We start from the raw sequence: 19,467 nt of genomic DNA, 5'->3' as shown, positions 1-19,467 counted from the left end.
AAGCCACATGCAACGTTATCTACTCGATATTAAAGCCGATGATAAACCCGTGTTATTAGAGCGCGTGCTGCGCGTAACTCGGCATCGTGGCTTTGTGATCAAGCAAGTCGCGGCGACCCAAAACCATGCCAGCAAAATCGCCAGCGTTGAGATTATTGTCGACAGTGACCGTCCGATCTCAACCTTGACCAATCAAATTGAAAAACTGTGGGATGTACGCTCGGTGGAAGTCACCGTGATCCGCAATGACGAACTCCCCAACAACAATTTACAGCAAAAACTTTATGCATAAGGAAGGCAATCATGGCAACAAAAACTGCTGATTATATTTGGTTCAATGGCGAAATGATCCCATGGGCAAATGCGACCGTTCACGTACTGACCCATGCAATGCACTATGGCACTTCGGTGTTTGAAGGTGTGCGCTGTTACAACACTCCAAAAGGCCCAATCATCTTCCGCCACCGTGAACACGCGCAGCGCCTGCTTGATTCTGCCAAAATCTATCGCTTCCCGATCCCCTACTCGATGGAAACCATTATGGAAGCGACCCGTGAAACCTTGCGCGCCAACAAACTCGATAGCGCCTACATTCGTCCACTGGCCTACGTGGGTAACGTCGGTCTTGGTGTGTGTCCACCAACGGGCACAGAAATGGATCTGATGATTGCCGCATTCCCTTGGGGCGCTTATCTGGGTGACGAAGCGCTGGAAAATGGCGTAGATGCGATGGTGTCTAGTTGGCACCGTGCCGCGCCGAATACTATTCCAACTGCCGCTAAAGCCGGTGGTAACTACCTCTCTTCACTGTTGGTGGGTGGCGAAGCACGTCGCCACGGCTACGCGGAAGGCATCGCGCTGAGTGTCGATGGTTATCTTTCAGAAGGTGCGGGCGAAAATATTTTCGTGGTCAAAAATGGTGAATTACTCACCCCCCCAACCACCAGCTCGATCCTGCCGGGCATCACCCGTGATTCGATCATTACCCTTGCTCGTGACATGGGATACTCAGTGCGTGAAGCCAATATCTCCCGTGAAGCGCTGTATCTGGCCGACGAGATTTTCATGACCGGCACCGCTGCCGAAGTAGTTCCAGTACGCAGCGTCGACAAAATTACCGTCGGAGCTGGCAAACGCGGTCCGATCACCAAAGCCATCCAAAACGCTTATTTTGGCCTGTTCAACGGCAGCACCGAAGACAAGTGGGGCTGGTTGGATTACGTTTACCCAGCTGCGCAATAAGGAGTTTCCATGCCTAAGTATCGTTCCGCTACCACCACTCACGGACGTAATATGGCGGGGGCACGCGCATTATGGCGTGCCACTGGCGTCAAAGAGCAAGATTTTGGTAAACCGATCATTGCAGTGGTCAACTCCTTCACCCAATTTGTTCCCGGCCATGTACATTTAAAAGATCTCGGTCAACTGGTCGCACGTGAAATTGAAGCCAGCGGCGGGATTGCCAAAGAGTTCAATACCATTGCGATCGATGATGGTATCGCGATGGGACATGGCGGCATGCTCTATTCGCTGCCTTCCCGTGAGCTGATCGCCGATTCGGTTGAATATATGGTCAATGCCCACTGCGCCGATGCGATGGTGTGCATCTCCAACTGTGACAAAATTACCCCGGGAATGCTGATGGCGGCAATGCGCCTCAATATTCCGACCATTTTCGTCTCTGGCGGACCAATGGAGGCGGGCAAAACCCAGCTTTCTGACCAGATCATCAAGCTCGATCTGGTCGATGCGATGATGCAAGGCGCAGATCCCAAGGTTTCCGATGCGCAAAGTGAACAGATCGAGCGTTCGGCTTGCCCCACGTGTGGCTCGTGCTCGGGAATGTTTACCGCTAACTCGATGAACTGTCTCACCGAAGCGCTCGGTCTCTCTCAACCGGGGAATGGCTCGCTCCTCGCCACGCATGCGGATCGCAAACAGCTATTTTTGAGCGCAGGGCAACGGATTGTTGGACTCACCAAGCGCTACTACGAGCACGATGATGCCGCCGTTTTGCCACGCAATATTGCCAGCAAAGCCGCGTTTGAAAACGCGATGGCGCTGGATATTGCCATGGGCGGCTCGACCAACACCGTATTGCACCTGTTAGCCGCAGCACAGGAAGGTGAAATCGGCTTTGATATGGCTGATATTGATCGCCTATCTCGCCAAATACCTCACCTATGTAAAGTGGCGCCATCGACCCAGAAATACCATATGGAAGATGTGCACCGCGCTGGTGGGGTGATGGGCATTTTGGGCGAGTTGCAACGGGCAGGCTTACTTAACGATCAAACCCGTACGGTGTTAGGTCTTTCGCTGCGTGAACAGTTGGCACAATACGATGTGAAACAGAGCGAAGATCATGCGATCAACGCCTTGTTCCGCGCCGGTCCAGCTGGAGTTCGCACCACCCAAGCGTTCTCACAAGATTGCCGCTGGGAGACGGTCGATGACGATCGCCAAACCGGTTGTATCCGCGATCAAGCCCACGCTTACAGCCAAGATGGTGGGCTGGCGGTGCTAAAAGGCAATTTGGCACTCGATGGCTGCATTGTCAAAACCGCAGGGGTGGATGCCAGCATTCTGCAATTTTGTGGCCGCGCGGTCGTGTTTGAAAGCCAAGAAGAGGCGGTATCTGGCATTCTGGGTGGCCAAGTACAAGCGGGTGATGTGGTGGTGATCCGTTATGAAGGCCCGAAAGGTGGACCGGGTATGCAAGAGATGCTCTACCCAACTACCTACCTCAAATCAATGGGACTGGGTAAACAGTGTGCGCTGCTCACCGATGGACGCTTCTCGGGTGGCACCTCCGGCTTATCGATTGGGCATGTCTCGCCCGAAGCCGCCAATGGTGGCAGCATAGGTTTAGTGCGCAGTGGTGATAGCATCGCGATTGATATTCCCAACCGCTCGATCACGCTCCAAGTCAGTGAGACTGAACTGGCTACCCGCCGCGCTGAGCAAGATCAACTCGGCTGGAAACCGGTTGATCGCCAACGACCTGTGTCACTGGCACTCAAAGCCTACGCTAGCTTGGCGACCAGTGCCGACAAAGGTGCGGTGCGCGATCAGTCGAAACTTGAGGGCTAAATCATGGAACAAACGCAACCAACGGGCGCAGATTATCTGCGCCAAATCTTACGCTCTCCAGTCTATGAAGTGGCCACGATCACCCCTTTGCAAAATATGCCGCGCCTTTCGGCACGGATTGCCAACCAAGTACAAATCAAGCGGGAAGATCGCCAACCGGTGCATTCCTTTAAGCTGCGCGGTGCCTACAATATGGTGGCACATTTAAGCCAAGCGCAAAAAGACGCCGGCGTGATCGCCGCTTCAGCCGGTAACCATGCACAAGGTATGGCGCTGTCGGGCAGCAAACTCGGCATCAAAACCACGATTGTCATGCCACGCACGACGCCAGACATCAAAGTCGAAGCGGTGCGTGGTTTTGGCGGTGAAGTGCTGCTGCATGGCAATAATTTTGATGAGGCCAAAGCCGAAGCGGAACGCCTCGCCAAACAGCAAGGCTACACCTTTGTGCCGCCGTTCGATCATCCGTTGGTGATTGCTGGCCAAGGTACGATTGGTATGGAGATGCTGCAACAAAATGGCCATCTCGATTACATTTTTGTGCCGGTCGGCGGCGGCGGTCTAGCCGCTGGAGTGGCGGTATTGGTCAAACAGTTGATGCCAGAAATTCAAGTGATCGCGGTTGAACCGGAAGACTCGGCCTGTCTGAAAGCCGCCTTAGATGCCGGCAAGCCGGTCGTGCTCGATCAAGTCAGCATGTTTGCTGATGGCGTGGCGGTGAAACGGATTGGCGATGAAACTTTTCGCCTGTGCCAACAATATCTCGATGGCCACATCACCGTCTCCAGTGATGAGATTTGTGCCGCAGTGAAAGATATTTTTGAAGATACGCGCGCCATCGCGGAACCTTCTGGCGCACTGGCACTGGCTGGACTGAAAAAATTTGCCGAACAGCAGCAACTGAAAGGCAAACAGCTCGGCACGGTGCTTTCTGGTGCCAATACCAATTTCCATGGTTTACGTTATGTTTCTGAGCGTTGTGAGCTGGGGGAGAAGCGAGAGGGCTTACTCGCGGTGACCATTCCGGAACGCAAAGGGGCCTTTTTCGAATTCTGTCATATTATCGGCAATCGAGCGGTAACCGAATTTAACTACCGCTATAGTGACGATAAACTGGCCAATATTTTTGTCGGGGTGCGCTTAATTGGCGGACCGGAAGAGTTGAAGTCGATCATCCATGAGTTACGCCAATCTGGTTATCCGGTACAAGATCTCTCCGATGACGAAATGGCCAAACTGCACATTCGCTACATGATTGGTGGACGCCCCTCCAAAACTCTGACTGAGCGGTTGTACAGCTTTGAGTTTCCCGAATACCCCGGCGCACTGCTCAAATTCTTAAGCATGCTCGGTACTCACTGGAACATCAGCTTGTTCAACTACCGCAACCACGGTGCCGACTACGGTCGGGTATTGTGCGGTTTTGAATTGGATACGCCAGATTTAGGCCGCTTCTCGGAACACTTGGTTGAACTCGGTTATCGTTATAAAGATGAAACAGATAATCCGGCCTACCGTTTCTTCCTCGCGAAATAGTCTCCGCCCCACCTTATCCCCACTTTATAGTGGGGCTTTTCTTATGTTCTACCACCTCAAACCATACCTTGAATAAAACTATGCACATGAAGCATAGCGATCATGCTTAACTTTCATTTAATTCATAGTCCAATCAAGACTAGACTAGAGCCAACGCTGACCATGAATGGAGAATCCCATGTTTCAAGCATTAATCTTAAACCAACAAGATAAACGCACCATCGCCACTATCAACACGATTGATGAGGAACAATTACCTGATGGTAATGTACTGATCTCGGTCGATTACTCATCTCTCAACTATAAAGATGGGCTCGCCATCACTGGTAAAGGCAAAATCATTCGTCATTTTCCTATGGTGCCGGGCATCGATTTAGCCGGTAAAGTGCTCAGCTCACAAGATGCACGCTACCAAGCGGGCGATCAAGTCATACTGACCGGCTGGGGCGTCGGTGAAAACCACTGGGGCGGCATGGCACAGAAAGCACGTTTACAGGCTGATTGGTTAGTACCGCTGCCACAAGGCTTAACCAGCCAACAAGCGATGATGATTGGCACCGCAGGTTTAACCGCCATGCTGTGCGTGCAAGCACTACTCGATGGTGGCATTCAACCTGAAGATGGCGAAATCTTAGTTACAGGCGCCAGTGGCGGGGTGGGTTCCGTAGCGGTAACCTTGCTAGCGGCATTGGGCTATCAAGTGGTAGCCGTGACTGGGCGAGCGGCCGAGAATGGTCCACTACTCACGAAACTCGGCGCGAGTCGTATTATTGAGCGTGACCAATTTGCCGAGCCAGCTCGTGCATTGGAAAAACAGCAGTGGGCTGGAGCGATCGATACGGTTGGTAGCCAGATGCTGGCTAACATCTTGGCACAAATGAATTACCACGGTGTGGTCGCGGCCTGTGGTTTAGCGGGCGGTTTCGATCTGCCGACCACCGTGATGCCATTTATTTTGCGTAACGTACGCCTACAAGGGGTAGATTCGGTTAACTGCTCATTGGAAAAACGCGTGGCGGCGTGGCAAAAACTGGTCGAACTGCTTCCTGCCAGTTACTTTGAACAAGCGTGCCACCAAATCGACTTAGCACAGGTAGCGGAATACGCCGCCGCCATCACCAATGGTCAAGTGACTGGTCGGGTGGTGATTAAATTGTAATCTCATCCATTCAAGGCCCTATATGGGCCTTGAATCATCAAGTCCCATATCTTCTACTCGCTTAGCAATCAATTTACCGCACTCCTCTTTGACAATACTGCGCAGCCACTCTTGGGCAGGAGAATGCTCACAGCGCGGATGCCAAATCATCGAATAATCAAAAGGAGTAAATGCAAACGGCAAAGGTTTCACCACCAACTGATAACGCTCAGCCACCAAATAAGCCAAATCCGCAGGTACGGTAATAATAAGCGGCATGATATCAATAATCGCTAGCGCTGCCGCTAAATGATAAGCCCTAAGCACCATTCGACGTGCTGGTTGCCCTTGCAGCGCCTGATCAAGCAGAGCTTTAACTCCATCACTAATCGCAATCATCGCGTGGGGATAATAAATATAATCTTGTAAAGTCATCGACGCTTGAGCTAGCGGATGATGCTCTGATAATAAGCACAGCACACCCACCCGCCCCAAAACTTGACTTTGCAAAGGTTGAATCGAACCAATTGGCCGACAAATCGCCAAATCAGCACCATCATAAGTCAGTTGATCCACTAGCCGCTCATGCTGCAATGGCAATAACTCAAATGCCACATTCGGAGCTTCTTGATAAATGCGTGGTAAAGCAAATGGCAAAATGGTCTGCATCGCATAATCAGTAGTCGCAATGGTGAAGGTTTGTTGACAAGACTTAGGATTAAACTCAGCAGGAGATAATAACTGGCGCAGTGTTTCAAGCGGCTGGCCAAGATCATGTTTAAATGTTAGGGCTTTTTCAGTTGGGATCAGGCGCTGTCCATGACGGGTAAATAATGGGTCATTAAGTAAATAACGCAAACGGCCAAGTATTCGGCTCATTGCTGATTGACTTAGATTCAACCTAGCTGCGGCTTTGCTGACACTGCACTCCTCAACCAACACACATAAAGCAACCAAAAGGTTGAGATCGCGACGGTAGATATCTTCTAATTCCACACTCACATCCGCTTATTACAAGAAGGCCATACTCTAGAGTTTACCCAATCGATAAATAAAATCTCAGCTTTCTCGACTAAAGCTGATACCAAGACTATTGGCAGGCAGCAGCAAGACGACCAGCGAGAGAGTCATAATCAGTATGGATATAGGCGTATAATTAATGGCTGCTACCAGCCAGCTTTTCGCGACTGAATGTTGAATATTTTTTCCTCACCAGTAATATCTACGCCCTAATTGTGATACCCAGCAGGTTTTAGCATGAATTTTAATCCGCACATTGCCACACATACCCTAGAAGCAGAAGGATTACGCTGTCCAGAGCCCGTGATGATGGTTCGGAAAACCATGCGCACAATGCAAGATGGGGAGATTTTATTGGTCACGGCAGATGATCCCTCGACCACGCGGGATATACCGAGTTTTTGCCGCTTTATGGATCATCAATTACTCGGCGCTATCACCGATACTCTGCCGTATCAATATTTGATTAAAAAAGGCCTAGTTGAATAGATCAACGCTGAATCAACCAAGCTTAAATAGCCCCATAACGGCAAAACCACCGAACTGGCCACCTTGCCGTTATGGCTTTTATCAACCTCTATTCGACGCGGTGGATCTCCGCTTGTAGCTGATGGAGCTGCTGTTTGATTTCACGCACTTGATCGTGCAGCGGAATAATATGCGCTACTCGGATCCAAGCTTCGACCGCTAAGGCGGTCATCACAAGCGCACCAATCACCATTGGCATCCATAAATTGGTTAAGGTCATCCCTAGCAGGGTCAAAATTAAGCCAAAGGTAAATAAATAACTTTGGCTTTTGGCACTCATGCCCATATAGCGGGTCAGCATACGGCTTGCTCCTTGTGTCCGTTGATTCTCAGATGGATCTCGACACAACCCTAGCACGAGATGCAGGCTTAGGATGGGCAGTCGATCACGCTGTGCAACGCGGCATAGCCAGATCGCACTGCCCAGTGCAGATTAATAGCACCCAGCAGCAATCGCCAAAGCAAAAAACAGCAGCGCTGTAATTTTACGGATCAATGCCAATGGCAGTTTGTCGGCCGAAAGCTTACCAATCAGCACCACAGGCACGTTGGCTAACAACATACCAATGGTCGTGCCCAAAATGACAAAACTCAGAGCATCAGCATACTGTGCACCAAGAATTGAGGTTGCGATCTGGGTTTTATCGCCAATTTCCGCCACAAAGAAAGCGATAAAACTGGCAATAAATGGACCGCGATTGGAGATAGACTCATCTTCATCCAATTTATCCGGGATCAACACCCAACCCGCCATCGCGAGGAAACTGACCACCAACACCCATTTTAAGATCTCCGGCGAGAGATAGTCTGCAACCACCACGCCGAGCCAAGCCGCTAACGCGTGATTGGCGATCGTAGCCAGAAAAATCGCGGCAATAATTGGGATCGGCTTACGATAACGGCTCGCCAGTAACAAGGATAACAGTTGGGTTTTGTCGCCAATCTCGGCCAACGCAACGGTAGTGATGGAAATTGCTAAAACGCTCATGACATGCTCTTCGGGATAGGGATTATTATGCAACCATAGACAAACAACCACGCCCTATCCCAGTTCGTGTTGTTTGTCTAAGGTCTTGCTAAACCTGAAGGCTCAGGTCTCACACACCATGGTAATTGAGTACCAAATATGTTGATGTGTGAATCGCTAAGTTGACCACTTAACGACCAGCTACTCCCCAAAGACGGGGCGGATTTTAGCCACATCGCGTTCCGAGTGCAACCTTTTGTCTCCAGCTTAATGCACTGGTTACCCGCTAATAACCAGCATGCAGCGATAAAAGCGCAGTGTGACCAATAAATCAGCAAGATTTGCTCTACTTTGTCAGCCAATAACTGGGTATACTTCAGTGTTATTTTTTATCAATTCAGACAGAAGAATCGCGCGAACCTGACTATGCAAAAATACGACATCAAAACCTTTCAGGGTATGATCCTCGCGCTGCAGGATTATTGGGCCCAACAAGGCTGTACTATTGTGCAACCGCTCGACATGGAAGTGGGTGCAGGTACTTCTCACCCGATGACTTGCTTACGAGCATTAGGCCCTGAACCTATCGCGACCGCGTACGTTCAACCCTCACGCCGCCCAACCGACGGCCGCTACGGTGAAAACCCAAACCGTCTGCAACACTACTACCAGTTTCAGGTGATCATCAAACCATCACCAGACAACATTCAAGAATTGTACTTAGGTTCTCTGCGTGTATTGGGGATTGACCCTTGTGTGCACGATATCCGCTTTGTGGAAGACAACTGGGAAAACCCAACCTTAGGTGCTTGGGGTCTGGGCTGGGAAGTGTGGCTGAACGGCATGGAAGTAACTCAATTTACTTACTTCCAACAAGTGGGCGGTCTAGAGTGTAAACCAGTAACCGGTGAAATCACTTACGGTATTGAGCGTCTCGCGATGTACATTCAGGGCGTCGATTCAGTTTATGATCTGACCTGGAACGATGGCCCACTCGGCAAAGTGACTTACGGTGACATCTACCACCAAAATGAAGTTGAGCAATCCACTTACAACTTTGAACATGCGGATGTGGATTTCCTGTTCACTTACTTCGACCAGTGCGAAAAAGAGTGCCAACATTTGCTGGAACTTGAAAAGCCACTGCCACTGCCAGCCTACGAGCGCATTTTGAAAGCGGCGCACGCCTTCAACCTGCTTGATGCACGCAAAGCGATCTCAGTCACTGAGCGCCAGCGCTACATTCTGCGCATTCGCAACCTCACTAAATCGGTCGCCGAAGCTTATTACGCATCCCGTGAAGCGCTGGGCTTCCCTATGTGTAAGCCGTCACAACAGAAGTAAGGGGAACAGCACTCATGGCAAAAGAATTTTTAATTGAGCTAGGCACAGAAGAGTTACCACCAAAGCAACTGCGCACACTGGCTGAAGCCTTTGCGGCCAATTTTGCAACTGAGCTAGCCGCCGCCGACATCGCACACCAAGGCGTGACTTGGTTTGCCACACCACGCCGCTTGGCTCTCAAAGTGGCCAATTTGGCTACAAGTCAACCAGATCGCGTGGTAGAAAAACGTGGCCCAGCCGTCAACGTGGCATTTGATGCCGATGGCAAGCCAACCAAAGCCGCCGAAGGTTGGGCTCGTGGTAATGGCATTACGGTAGAACAAGCCGATCGCCTAGTCACTGATAAAGGTGAATGGCTGCTGTTTCAAGAGCAAGTACAAGGTCAACAAACCGCATCTGTGGTGGTGGAGATGGCCGCCAAAGCGCTGGCTAACCTGCCGATTGCCAAACCAATGCGTTGGGGCGATAAAGAGACTCAATTTATCCGCCCAGTCAAAACCCTGACTATCTTGTTTGGTAGCGAGTTGATCCAAGGTGAAATCTTGGGCGTGAAATCGGATCGCATCGTACGCGGCCACCGTTTCATGGGCGAAGCGGAGTTCACCATCGAATCTGCGCAACAATACCCTGCAATCCTTGAACAGCGCGGTAAAGTCATCGCGGATTACGCAACGCGTAAAGCGCTGATCATTGAAGGCGCGCAACAAGCGGCGCAACAACTGGGCGGTATCGCCGATCTGGATGATGCATTAGTGGAAGAAGTGACCTCATTGGTTGAATGGCCAGTGGTGATGACCGCGAAATTTGAAGAGAAATTCCTCAAAGTTCCGGCTGAAGCTTTGGTGTACACCATGAAAGGTGACCAAAAGTACTTCCCGGTTTATTCGCACCAGATGGATGATGCCAGCAAAAAACTGCTGCCGAATTTCATCTTCGTTTCCAACATCGAATCGAAAGAGCCTCGCCACGTTATCGAAGGTAACGAGAAGGTGGTGCGTCCACGTCTAGCGGATGCGGAATTCTTCTTCAATACCGACCGTAAACGTCCGCTGGTGGCTCGCTTAGCTCTGCTGGAAAACGCGATTTTCCAACAGCAACTCGGCACCATTAAAAACAAAACCGACCGCATTACTGAACTGGCTGGCTACATCGCCGCGCAGATCGGTGCTGACGTTGAAAAATCTAAGCGCGCTGGCCTACTGGCTAAATGCGATCTCATGACCTCAATGGTGTTTGAATTTACCGACACTCAAGGCGTAATGGGTATGCACTATGCGCGTCACGATGGTGAAGCTGAAGAAGTAGCCGTTGCACTGAACGAGCAATACATGCCACGTTTCGCCGGTGATGCACTGCCAAGCCGTGGCGTTTCTGCGGCGGTCGCGATGGCTGATAAACTCGATACTATCGTTGGTATTTTTGGTATCGGCCAAGCGCCGAAAGGCAGTGACCCATTTGCGCTGCGTCGAGCTTCACTCGGTGTGCTGCGTATTCTGGTTGAATACGGCTACCAGTTGGATCTGGTCGATTTAATCGCCAAAGCCAAATCCCTGTTTGGTGACCGCCTGACCAACGCCAACGTTGAGCAGCAAGTGATTGAGTTTATGCTCGGCCGCTTCCCAACATGGTACCAAGATGCCGGCTTTAGCAGCGACATCATCCAAGCGGTACTGGCGCGTAACCCAACCAAACCGGCTGATTTTGATCAACGCGTCAAAGCGGTATCACACTTCCGTGCACTTGAAGAAGCCGAAGCACTGGCCGCCGCTAACAAGCGAGTAGGCAACATTCTGGCTAAGTACGATGGTGAGTTAGCCGCAGAAATCGATCTGGCTTTGCTGCAAGAAGACGCCGAAAAAACCTTAGCGGAAGCGGTCGAAATCATGGCTGAAGCGTTAGAACCGGCGTTCGCAACTGGTGACTATCAACAAGCCCTAAGCAAGCTGGCTGGCCTACGCGAGCCTGTCGATGCCTTCTTCGACAACGTGATGGTAATGGCCGACGATCAAGCACTGAAGCAGAACCGTCTCACCCTGCTTAACAAGCTGCGTAACCTGTTCTTGCAAATTGCCGACATTTCGCTACTGCAAAAATAAGCTCGCCCAGCTTTGATCTGACTAAGCTTAAGCCCAACTCCTATGAGTTGGGCTTTGTTTTTCATCGCGCACCCCAAACAACTTGGAGTTGCAGGTAGGCGGCAAGTGAGTGAATCCCCATGAGCATAGATACGCTATGTGATTGGGCTGAAGCAACGTAGCCAACACCGCTGCAGCTTCAAGTCGGAAGGGGATTCAAAAATAGTGCTTTGCCAGTTAAAAACATTGCGCTATGTTGAAACACTACTCTAAACGGCGGAGATCCCACCGGTATATCTTTCACAAACACAACAATCATTAGGTAGTCGAGCAATGCACTATTCCTCTTTTGGCGAAAAGTTTAATCGCTATTCCGGTATTACCCAGTTAATGGATGATTTGAATGATGGTCTGCGCACCCCTGGTGCGATCATGCTCGGTGGCGGTAACCCTGCCGCGATTCCTGCCATGCTCGATTACTTTCACCACACCAGTGCCGACATGTTGGCCGATGGCTCGCTGCTGCATGCGATGACCAATTATGATGGGCCACAAGGCAAAGATGTGTTTGTGAAATCGCTAGCTAAGCTGCTACGCGAAACCTATGGCTGGGAGATCAGCGAAAAAAACATCACCCTGACCAACGGTAGCCAAAGCGGCTTTTTCTACCTATTTAACTTGCTGGCGGGTAAACAGCCCGATGGTTCACACAAAAAAATTCTGCTACCACTGGCCCCCGAATACATTGGCTACGCGGATGCTGGCATTGATGAAGATATTTTTGTCTCCTACCGACCAGAGATTGAGCTGCTCGACCAAGGACTGTTCAAATACCATGTGGATTTTTCTGAGCTGAAAGTCGATGAGTCGGTGGCAGCGATCTGTGTCTCACGCCCGACTAATCCAACCGGTAATGTCTTAACCGAGCAGGAAATCCACAAACTCGACCAATTAGCGCGTGAACACGGTGTGCCTTTAATCATCGACAATGCTTACGGAGTGCCCTTCCCCAATATCATTTTTGAAGACGTTGCACCGTTTTGGAATGACAACACCATCTTGTGTATGAGTTTGTCCAAGCTGGGCTTACCCGGCCTGCGCTGTGGGATAGTGATCGCCAATCAAGCGGTCACTCAAGCGCTAACCAACATGAATGGTATCATTAGCTTAGCGCCGGGTAGTATGGGCCCTGCACTGGTACAACAAATGATAGCAAAAGGCGATCTACTGAGATTAAGCGAGCAGGTGATCAAACCGTTTTATCGCCAAAAAGCGCAACATGCGGTAGAACTGCTGCAAAGTACGATTGATGATCCGCGTTTTCGCATCCATAAACCGGAAGGGGCGATCTTCCTCTGGCTGTGGTTTGATGAATTGCCGATCACCACCATGGAGCTGTACCAACGTTTGAAAGCGCGTGGGGTGCTGATAGTACCGGGCGAATACTTCTTTATCGGTCAACCACAAGAGTGGCCACACGCCCATCAATGTTTGCGCATGAACTATGTGCAAAATGAAGCCGAAATGGCACAAGGCATCGCGATCATCGCTGAAGAAGTAAAAAAAGCGTATCAACAGGCCAACGTCTAAACCCCCAAACTGAGCAATGCAAAAAGCCCGCGAATTTCGCGGGCTTAATTTATAGCACTTAACAGGCTGGATTAGACGTCGAGGTTAGCCACTTTCAAGGCGTTGGTTTCGATAAACGCACGGCGTGGCTCAACTTGATCGCCCATCAAAGTGGTGAACAGTTCATCGGCGCCCACCGCATCTTCAATCGTCACTTGCATCATACGTCGCGTATCTGGATCCATCGTGGTTTCCCACAGCTGATCTGGATTCATTTCACCCAGACCTTTATAGCGTTGAATCGATAGGCCACGGCGTGACTCTTTGATCAGCCACTCCAGTGCGGCAGCAAAGCTGGTGATCGGTTGCACGCGCTCGCCACGCTTAATGAATGCCCCCGCTTCAATCAGGCCATCTAACGCTTGCGACAGATCAGCCAGTTTGGCGTACTCTTTCGAGTTGATCAGATCAGCACTCAATAAGTATTCATGGGTCACACCGTGAGTACGCACCTGAATTTTTGGCAGATACACATTCAGTTCAGCATTGTGCTCAACCAGCACACTGTATTGGCTGGCACCCACTTCTTTGGCATTCAGTTGCTCAACCAGACGCTCGGTCCAAGCTTGCACCGCCGTTTGGTCAACACACAACTCAGCACTGATACGTGGTACGTACAGCAATTCATGCAGCAGCGCATACGGGTAACGGCGACTCATCCGTTCCACCAACTTGATCGCGGCATTGTATTGCTGCACCAGTTTCTCAAGCGGCTCACCCGCCAACGCAGGAGCATCCGGATTAACGTGTAAAGCTGCACCATCCATTGCTAGTGCCACTTGGTACTGGTTCATCGCATCTTCATCTTTGATGTACTGCTCTTGCTTGCCTTTTTTCACTTTGTAGAGTGGTGGCTGCGCGATGTAAATGTAACCACGTTCAATCAGCTCTGGCATTTGGCGGTAGAAGAAGGTCAACAGCAGGGTACGAATGTGCGAGCCGTCGACGTCCGCATCGGTCATGATGATGATGTTGTGATAACGCAGTTTATCTGGGTTGTACTCGTCACGGCCGATACCACAACCCAGCGCGGTGATCAGTGTCGCGACCTCTTGCGAAGAGAGCATTTTGTCAAAACGTGCTTTTTCTACGTTAAGAATTTTACCTTTCAGCGGCAGAATAGCTTGATTCTTACGGTTACGGCCTTGCTTCGCTGAACCGCCCGCTGAGTCTCCTTCCACAATATACAGTTCAGATAATGCTGGGTCTTTTTCCTGACAATCGGCTAATTTGCCCGGCAAGCCGGCTAAATCAAGCGCACCTTTACGACGAGTCATCTCACGGGCTTTACGGGCCGCTTCGCGCGCACGCGCCGCATCAATAATCTTGGAGCAGACGTGTTTCGCTTCACTCGGGTTTTCCGCCAAGAAGTCAGCCAGTTTCTCATTCATCGCCGATTCAACCGCTGATTTCACTTCAGAAGAAACCAGTTTGTCTTTGGTTTGGCTAGAGAATTTAGGATCTGGCACTTTGACCGACACGACCGCCGTCAAACCTTCACGGGCATCATCACCGGAAGTCGCCGCTTGCGCTTTCTTCGAGAAACCTTCTTTGTCCATGTAGTTGTTCAACGTACGGGTCAAAGCTCCACGGAAGCCGGCTAAGTGGGTACCACCATCACGCTGTGGAATATTGTTGGTAAAGCAGTAAATGTTCTCTTGGAAACCATCGTTCCACTGCATCGCCACTTCGACACTGATACCATCTTCACGCTCTTGATTGAAGTGGAATACCTTTTCATGGATTGGAGTTTTATTGCGGTTTAAGTGAGAAACAAACGCTTGAATACCACCTTCATACATAAAGTGGTCTTTTTTATCTTGTTCACGCTCATCGGCCAGCTTAATCGACACGCCAGAGTTGAGAAATGACAGCTCACGCAAGCGCTTGGCGAGAATGTCATAATGGAATTCAATATTGGTAAAGGTTTGAGCACTTGGCCAGAAACGTACCGTAGTACCGGTACGCTCACTCTCACCGACGACGGCGAGGGGTGCTTGTGGCACACCATGGTGATAGATTTGCGAATGGATTTTGCCACCACGGTAAATCGTCAGTTGGACTTTTTCCGACAAGGCGTTAACCACGGAAACCCCAACCCCGTGCAGACCGCCGGAGACTTTATAGGAGTTATCATCAAATTTACCGCCGGCGTGCAGTACGGTCATGATCACTTCTGCCGCCGAAACTTGCTCTTCAGGATGCATTTCAGTCGGAATACCACGACCGTCATCGCTGACTGACACTGAGTTGTCTTCGTGGATCGTCACCACGATGTCTTTACAGTAACCTGCCAACGCTTCATCAATTGAGTTATCCACCACCTCAAAAACCATGTGGTGCAGACCGGTGCCATCATCCGTGTCGCCGATGTACATACCCGGACGCTTACGTACTGCATCCAGACCCTTCAGTACCTTAATACTCGATGAATCGTAATTGTTCGACATGAGTTACTCTCTCACTCTATTGATCCTTGCTCTATTACACCATGGGCAACATGAAAAGTTTTACTGGACTCATCCAACATATCCACCACTTGGCTTTCGGTAATAGAACTTACAAAAACCTGCGCCCCCGTCCCTTTAAGGCTATCTGCCAAACGTTGGCGACGTAGGCTATCCAATTCGGAAGCAAAATCATCGATAAGATAAATGCATTGCTTGCCGGTTAACTCAGTAAGGTGCTGACCTTGCGCAACTCGCAACGCACACACCATTAATTTCAATTGCCCCCGTGATAACACATCTTCCACTGGGGTTGCGTTGACCTTGATCCGCAAATCGGCTTTATTAGGGCCGCTAACGGTGTAGCCTAATTGCTGATCTCTTTCGAAGTTTTTCTGCAGAATTGATTGATAAGGCTGATCTTTTTCCCAACCTCGATAGTACTTTAAATCAATCTCAAATTCTGGCAAAAATGCGCGACATAACTGCTCTGCCACATTTTTCAATTGATTGACATAATGGGCTCGCCACTGGTCAATCTGCTCCGCCAAATTGGCTAATTCTTGATCCCAATAACTCAGTTCACGGTAGCTGTGCGCGCTTTTCAATAGCGCATTGCGCTGCTTAGTTAGCCGCTTAAACCGCCCCCATGCTTCATAAAAGGCGGGTTCAGTATGAAACACTCCCCAATCGATAAAAGCACGGCGCTGTTTCGGTCCATCGGTCAGCAGCTCAAAGCCTTCCGGATGAATCAGTTGCAATGGCAAAATTTGCGCTAATTGCGCTAGCTTCTGCCCAGTTTGGCCGCCTATTTTAACCTCTGTTGAGCCATCACGCTGCTTATTAATGCCAACCGGTAGCTCAAATTGATCAGAGCTCAAACCATGCTCACAAATTCGACCATGGATAAACAGTTCTCGGCACTCGTTTTGAATGATCCGCCCCGTCAGTGCGGTTTTAAAAGAGCGGCCATGACCAAGCAGATAAATCGCCTCAAGCACACTGGTTTTACCGCTGCCGTTTGGCCCAATAAGAAAGTTAAAGCCTGCTGATAGGCGAATATCACAGGCTTTAATATTACGAAACTGTTGGATCACTAACCGAGAAAGCGGCATGGCAACTGGATTACACCTTTAAAGACGGATCGGCATCACCACATACATGGCACTGTCATCCGCGACATTTTCCACCAAAGCGCTGGCATTGGCATCCGACATTGACACACGCACTTGGTCGCAACGCAAGGTATTGAGCACATCCAAAATGTAGCTGACGTTAAAGCCAATCTCGATCGAATCGCCATCAAAGTTCACATCCAGCAACTCTTCCGCTTCTTCCTGCTCTGGGTTGTTGGCGGTAATCCGCATTTCGTTATCGGCTAAATTGACCCGCACGCCACGGAATTTTTCATTGGACAGGATCGCGGCACGCGAAAAAGCTTGGCGTAATTCATCACACCCCGCTTCAAGCGTTTTACTGGTATGTTGCGGTAATACACGGCGATAATCCGGGAAACGGCCATCAACCAGCTTAGAAGTGAAAACAAAGTGGTTCACTTCTGCTCGCAAGTTAGCATTGCCGATTTGCAGTACCACTGGCTGCTCTGGCGCATCAAGCAATTTGACCAGCTCGAGTACCCCTTTACGCGGCACAATGATCTGTTTTTGCGCAAAATCCGCACCAAGCTGAGCTTGCGCCACCGCCATACGATGACCATCGGTTGCTACAGAACGCAAAGTCGATCCTTCAATCTCAAATAGCATACCATTTAAGTAATAGCGTACATCTTGGTTAGCCATTGAAAACTGGGTTTTTTCAATCAGACCACGTAGCTCGGCCTGGGTGAGTGACACTTGTACTTCACTTTGCCAATCTTCGATATTTGGAAAATCACTGGCTGGCAGCGTGGCCAGCGAGAAACGGCTACGACCTGAGCGTACTTGAATGCGATCGCCTTCGAGCAGCACAGTGATCACTGCGCTATCTGGCAAACCACGGCAAATATCTAAAAACTTACGGGCTGGCACGGTAATGCTACCGGCTTCAAATTCACCTTCTAGGGTGATGCGGCTTAGCAATTCAACTTCCAGATCCGTCGCGGTCATTGATAGTTGATTATCTTCCACCTTGAGCAACAAATTACCCAAGATCGGCAAGCTAGCACGGCCACCCAAAGTGCCAGATACTTGCTGCAATGGTTTAATTAAATGGCTACGTTCAATGGTAAATTTCATCGTCTTCTCTTCAACGAAAGTGAAAGCAAAGTTCACTAAACCATAGCGCTAATTAAGAGGAAAGCGTACGGATCAGATTCGAGTAATCTTCTTTGATATCGTGGCTTTCTTCGCGCAATTGTTCGATTTTACGGCATGCGTGTAATACTGTGGTGTGGTCACGCCCGCCAAAAGCATCACCAATTTCAGGCAAGCTGTGGTTAGTTAACTCTTTAGCCAGTGCCATGGCTAATTGACGCGGGCGCGCTACGGAACGCGAACGACGTTTTGATAGCAGATCGGCGACTTTGATTTTGTAGTATTCGGCCACCGTTTTCTGAATATTATCAATGGTGACCAGCTTTTCTTGCAGTGCGAGCAAATCCCGCAACGCTTCACGTACAAAATCAATCGTAATCGGTCGACCGGTAAAATTGGCGTTAGCGATCACCCGATTGAGTGCTCCTTCCAACTCGCGCACATTAGAGCGCAGACGTTTAGCAATAAAGAAGGCCACTTCGTCAGGTAGATGAATTTGGTGATCTTCGGCCTTTTTCATCAAAATCGCGACGCGAGTTTCTAGCTCCGGAGGCTCGATCGCTACCGTTAAACCCCAACCAAAACGTGATTTGAGACGATCTTCTACGCCATTGATCTCTTTTGGATAGCGATCAGACGTCAAAATGATCTGTTGATTGCCTTCCAGCAGCGCATTAAAGGTGTGGAAGAACTCTTCCTGCGAGCGCTCTTTATTAGCAAAAAATTGAATATCATCGATCAGCAAGGCATCAACACTGCGGTAATAGCGCTTGAACTCTTCAATCGCATTGTTTTGCAATGCTTTTACCATATCTTGTACGAAACGCTCGGAGTGCATGTACACCACTTTAGCGTTCGGGTTGTTATCGACAATCGCGTTGCCCACCGCGTGCAGCAAGTGAGTTTTACCTAAACCCGTACCACCGTACAAAAACAGTGGGTTATAAGCCGCACCAGGGTTATCGGATACTTGACGCGCTGCCGCTAAACCGAGCTGGTTAGATTTACCTTCCACGAAGTTATTGAACTTGTGTTTCGGGTTCACATTCGAACGGTGAGTAATATCGGCCGCTGCGCTGTCGTCATCCCACGTTTTATGGATCGGTTTACGCTGGGCAAGCTGGGCCGGAGCTGAAGACTCTGCCGCCACATCGGCGGCAGTGCGCACCGGAGCAGGCTTTACTGCTACCACGCGGCGACTACCCACTTCAAAGCGCAGGCTAGGCACATCGTTACCACTAAACTCTAGCAGCAAGCGATTGATACTATTGAGATACTTATCGCGCACCCAATCTAATACAAAGCGGTTAGGCGCAAATAAAGTGAGAGTATTGTCATTGAGCTCCGCTTGGAGCGGACGCACCCACATACTAAATTCTGCGGCAGGTAGCTCTTCCTGAAGCCGTTGCAAACATTGCAACCATAGCGAAGATGACAC

The 19,467-nt window shown here is 49.9% G+C and carries 16 protein-coding genes and 1 riboswitch; of the genes, 9 read left to right on the top strand and 7 right to left on the bottom strand.

All coding sequences use genetic code 11. The features are described 5' to 3' along the window. The first annotated feature begins 7 nt into the window (after nt 1–7). The 5 genes from ilvM to acuI all read left to right on the top strand — a co-directional run bounded on the left by ilvM (nt 8) and on the right by acuI (nt 5,788). On the top strand, nt 8–292 hold the full coding sequence (gene ilvM / locus OOK74_RS00080; RefSeq protein WP_166013981.1) for an acetolactate synthase 2 small subunit: 285 nt from the start codon (nt 8–10) through the stop codon (nt 290–292). Nucleotides 293–303: 11 nt separating this feature from the next. Next, on the top strand, nt 304–1,242 hold the full coding sequence (gene ilvE / locus OOK74_RS00075) for a branched-chain-amino-acid transaminase (RefSeq protein ID WP_278182837.1): 939 nt from the start codon (nt 304–306) through the stop codon (nt 1,240–1,242). A gap of 9 nt (nt 1,243–1,251) precedes the next feature. After that, the gene (ilvD, locus tag OOK74_RS00070) at nt 1,252–3,093 is read left to right on the top strand and encodes a dihydroxy-acid dehydratase (RefSeq protein ID WP_278182836.1); all 1,842 of its coding nucleotides are present in this window, start codon (nt 1,252–1,254) and stop codon (nt 3,091–3,093) included. A 3-nt stretch (nt 3,094–3,096) separates the two neighbouring features. Continuing rightward, nucleotides 3,097–4,629 carry a threonine ammonia-lyase, biosynthetic gene (ilvA, locus tag OOK74_RS00065; protein WP_274723441.1) on the top strand — a complete coding sequence of 511 codons (1,533 nt, stop codon included), beginning with the start codon at nt 3,097–3,099 and terminating at the stop codon, nt 4,627–4,629. 178 nt (nt 4,630–4,807) lie between these two features. Continuing rightward, nucleotides 4,808–5,788 (top strand): acrylyl-CoA reductase (NADPH), encoded by a 981-nt coding sequence (gene acuI / locus OOK74_RS00060; protein WP_274723440.1) that lies wholly within the window; start codon nt 4,808–4,810, stop codon nt 5,786–5,788. Between the two features lie 18 nt (nt 5,789–5,806). Here acuI and OOK74_RS00055 read toward each other — a convergent pair whose 3' ends face one another. Then, nucleotides 5,807–6,763: a LysR family transcriptional regulator gene (locus OOK74_RS00055; RefSeq protein ID WP_274723439.1), complete on the bottom strand. Its 957-nt coding sequence runs from the start codon at nt 6,761–6,763 to the stop codon at nt 5,807–5,809. A 261-nt stretch (nt 6,764–7,024) separates the two neighbouring features. Between OOK74_RS00055 and tusA the strand changes: the two genes are divergently transcribed. Continuing rightward, on the top strand, nt 7,025–7,276 hold the full coding sequence (gene tusA / locus OOK74_RS00050; protein WP_166013985.1) for a sulfurtransferase TusA: 252 nt from the start codon (nt 7,025–7,027) through the stop codon (nt 7,274–7,276). Nucleotides 7,277–7,364: 88 nt separating this feature from the next. Here the strand turns inward: tusA and OOK74_RS00045 are convergent, their stop codons facing one another. Together OOK74_RS00045 and OOK74_RS00040 are read right to left on the bottom strand one after the other, a co-directional pair. Further along, complete coding sequence (locus OOK74_RS00045; RefSeq protein WP_166013986.1) at nt 7,365–7,616, bottom strand: hypothetical protein; 252 nt, start codon at nt 7,614–7,616, stop codon at nt 7,365–7,367. A gap of 132 nt (nt 7,617–7,748) precedes the next feature. Next, nucleotides 7,749–8,303 (bottom strand): TMEM165/GDT1 family protein, encoded by a 555-nt coding sequence (locus tag OOK74_RS00040; RefSeq protein WP_274723438.1) that lies wholly within the window; start codon nt 8,301–8,303, stop codon nt 7,749–7,751. A gap of 90 nt (nt 8,304–8,393) precedes the next feature. Then, nucleotides 8,394–8,504, bottom strand: a riboswitch (yybP-ykoY riboswitch). 204 nt (nt 8,505–8,708) lie between these two features. Between OOK74_RS00040 and glyQ the strand changes: the two genes are divergently transcribed. The 3 genes from glyQ to OOK74_RS00025 all read left to right on the top strand — a co-directional run bounded on the left by glyQ (nt 8,709) and on the right by OOK74_RS00025 (nt 13,291). Next, nucleotides 8,709–9,626 (top strand): glycine--tRNA ligase subunit alpha, encoded by a 918-nt coding sequence (gene glyQ, locus OOK74_RS00035; RefSeq protein WP_166013988.1) that lies wholly within the window; start codon nt 8,709–8,711, stop codon nt 9,624–9,626. 14 nt (nt 9,627–9,640) lie between these two features. Beyond that, on the top strand, nt 9,641–11,722 hold the full coding sequence (glyS, locus tag OOK74_RS00030; protein ID WP_278182835.1) for a glycine--tRNA ligase subunit beta: 2,082 nt from the start codon (nt 9,641–9,643) through the stop codon (nt 11,720–11,722). Between the two features lie 312 nt (nt 11,723–12,034). Beyond that, complete coding sequence (locus OOK74_RS00025) at nt 12,035–13,291, top strand: valine--pyruvate transaminase (protein WP_278182834.1); 1,257 nt, start codon at nt 12,035–12,037, stop codon at nt 13,289–13,291. A gap of 71 nt (nt 13,292–13,362) precedes the next feature. On the opposite strand, the gene gyrB is transcribed toward OOK74_RS00025, so the two are convergent. The 4 genes from gyrB to dnaA are packed head-to-tail and all read right to left on the bottom strand — an operon-like array spanning nt 13,363 to nt 19,467. Next, complete coding sequence (gene gyrB / locus OOK74_RS00020; RefSeq protein WP_274723435.1) at nt 13,363–15,780, bottom strand: DNA topoisomerase (ATP-hydrolyzing) subunit B; 2,418 nt, start codon at nt 15,778–15,780, stop codon at nt 13,363–13,365. Nucleotides 15,781–15,791: 11 nt separating this feature from the next. After that, a complete protein-coding gene (recF, locus tag OOK74_RS00015) occupies nt 15,792–16,892 on the bottom strand; it encodes a DNA replication/repair protein RecF (RefSeq protein WP_278182833.1) in 1,101 nt (366 codons plus the stop codon). 18 nt (nt 16,893–16,910) lie between these two features. Next, complete coding sequence (gene dnaN, locus OOK74_RS00010; RefSeq protein WP_274723433.1) at nt 16,911–18,011, bottom strand: DNA polymerase III subunit beta; 1,101 nt, start codon at nt 18,009–18,011, stop codon at nt 16,911–16,913. Between the two features lie 52 nt (nt 18,012–18,063). Next, nucleotides 18,064–19,467 (bottom strand): chromosomal replication initiator protein DnaA, encoded by a 1,404-nt coding sequence (gene dnaA, locus OOK74_RS00005; protein WP_166013994.1) that lies wholly within the window; start codon nt 19,465–19,467, stop codon nt 18,064–18,066.

Origin of the sequence: Vibrio misgurnus, from assembly GCF_029635775.1 — a bacterium.
In the GTDB taxonomy this organism is placed as follows: domain Bacteria; phylum Pseudomonadota; class Gammaproteobacteria; order Enterobacterales; family Vibrionaceae; genus Vibrio; species Vibrio chanodichtyis.
The sequence above is the reverse complement of the archived record's forward strand: the minus strand, read 5'-3'. Positions and strand labels throughout refer to the sequence as shown.

Bases quoted from the DNA above. Each gene is read 5' to 3' on its own strand.
- dnaN (WP_274723433.1), bottom strand. From the start codon at position 18,011: ATGAAATTTACCATTGAACGTAGCCATTTAATTAAACCATTGCAGCAA.
- gyrB (WP_274723435.1), bottom strand. From the start codon at position 15,780: ATGTCGAACAATTACGATTCATCGAGTATTAAGGTACTGAAGGGTCTG.
- glyS (WP_278182835.1), top strand. From the start codon at position 9,641: ATGGCAAAAGAATTTTTAATTGAGCTAGGCACAGAAGAGTTACCACCA.
- OOK74_RS00025 (WP_278182834.1), top strand. From the start codon at position 12,035: ATGCACTATTCCTCTTTTGGCGAAAAGTTTAATCGCTATTCCGGTATT.
- OOK74_RS00045 (WP_166013986.1), bottom strand. From the start codon at position 7,616: ATGCTGACCCGCTATATGGGCATGAGTGCCAAAAGCCAAAGTTATTTA.
- ilvE (WP_278182837.1), top strand. From the start codon at position 304: ATGGCAACAAAAACTGCTGATTATATTTGGTTCAATGGCGAAATGATC.
- recF (WP_278182833.1), bottom strand. From the start codon at position 16,892: ATGCCGCTTTCTCGGTTAGTGATCCAACAGTTTCGTAATATTAAAGCC.
- tusA (WP_166013985.1), top strand. From the start codon at position 7,025: ATGAATTTTAATCCGCACATTGCCACACATACCCTAGAAGCAGAAGGA.
- glyQ (WP_166013988.1), top strand. From the start codon at position 8,709: ATGCAAAAATACGACATCAAAACCTTTCAGGGTATGATCCTCGCGCTG.
- ilvM (WP_166013981.1), top strand. From the start codon at position 8: ATGCAACGTTATCTACTCGATATTAAAGCCGATGATAAACCCGTGTTA.
- ilvA (WP_274723441.1), top strand. From the start codon at position 3,097: ATGGAACAAACGCAACCAACGGGCGCAGATTATCTGCGCCAAATCTTA.
- OOK74_RS00040 (WP_274723438.1), bottom strand. From the start codon at position 8,303: ATGAGCGTTTTAGCAATTTCCATCACTACCGTTGCGTTGGCCGAGATT.
- ilvD (WP_278182836.1), top strand. From the start codon at position 1,252: ATGCCTAAGTATCGTTCCGCTACCACCACTCACGGACGTAATATGGCG.
- acuI (WP_274723440.1), top strand. From the start codon at position 4,808: ATGTTTCAAGCATTAATCTTAAACCAACAAGATAAACGCACCATCGCC.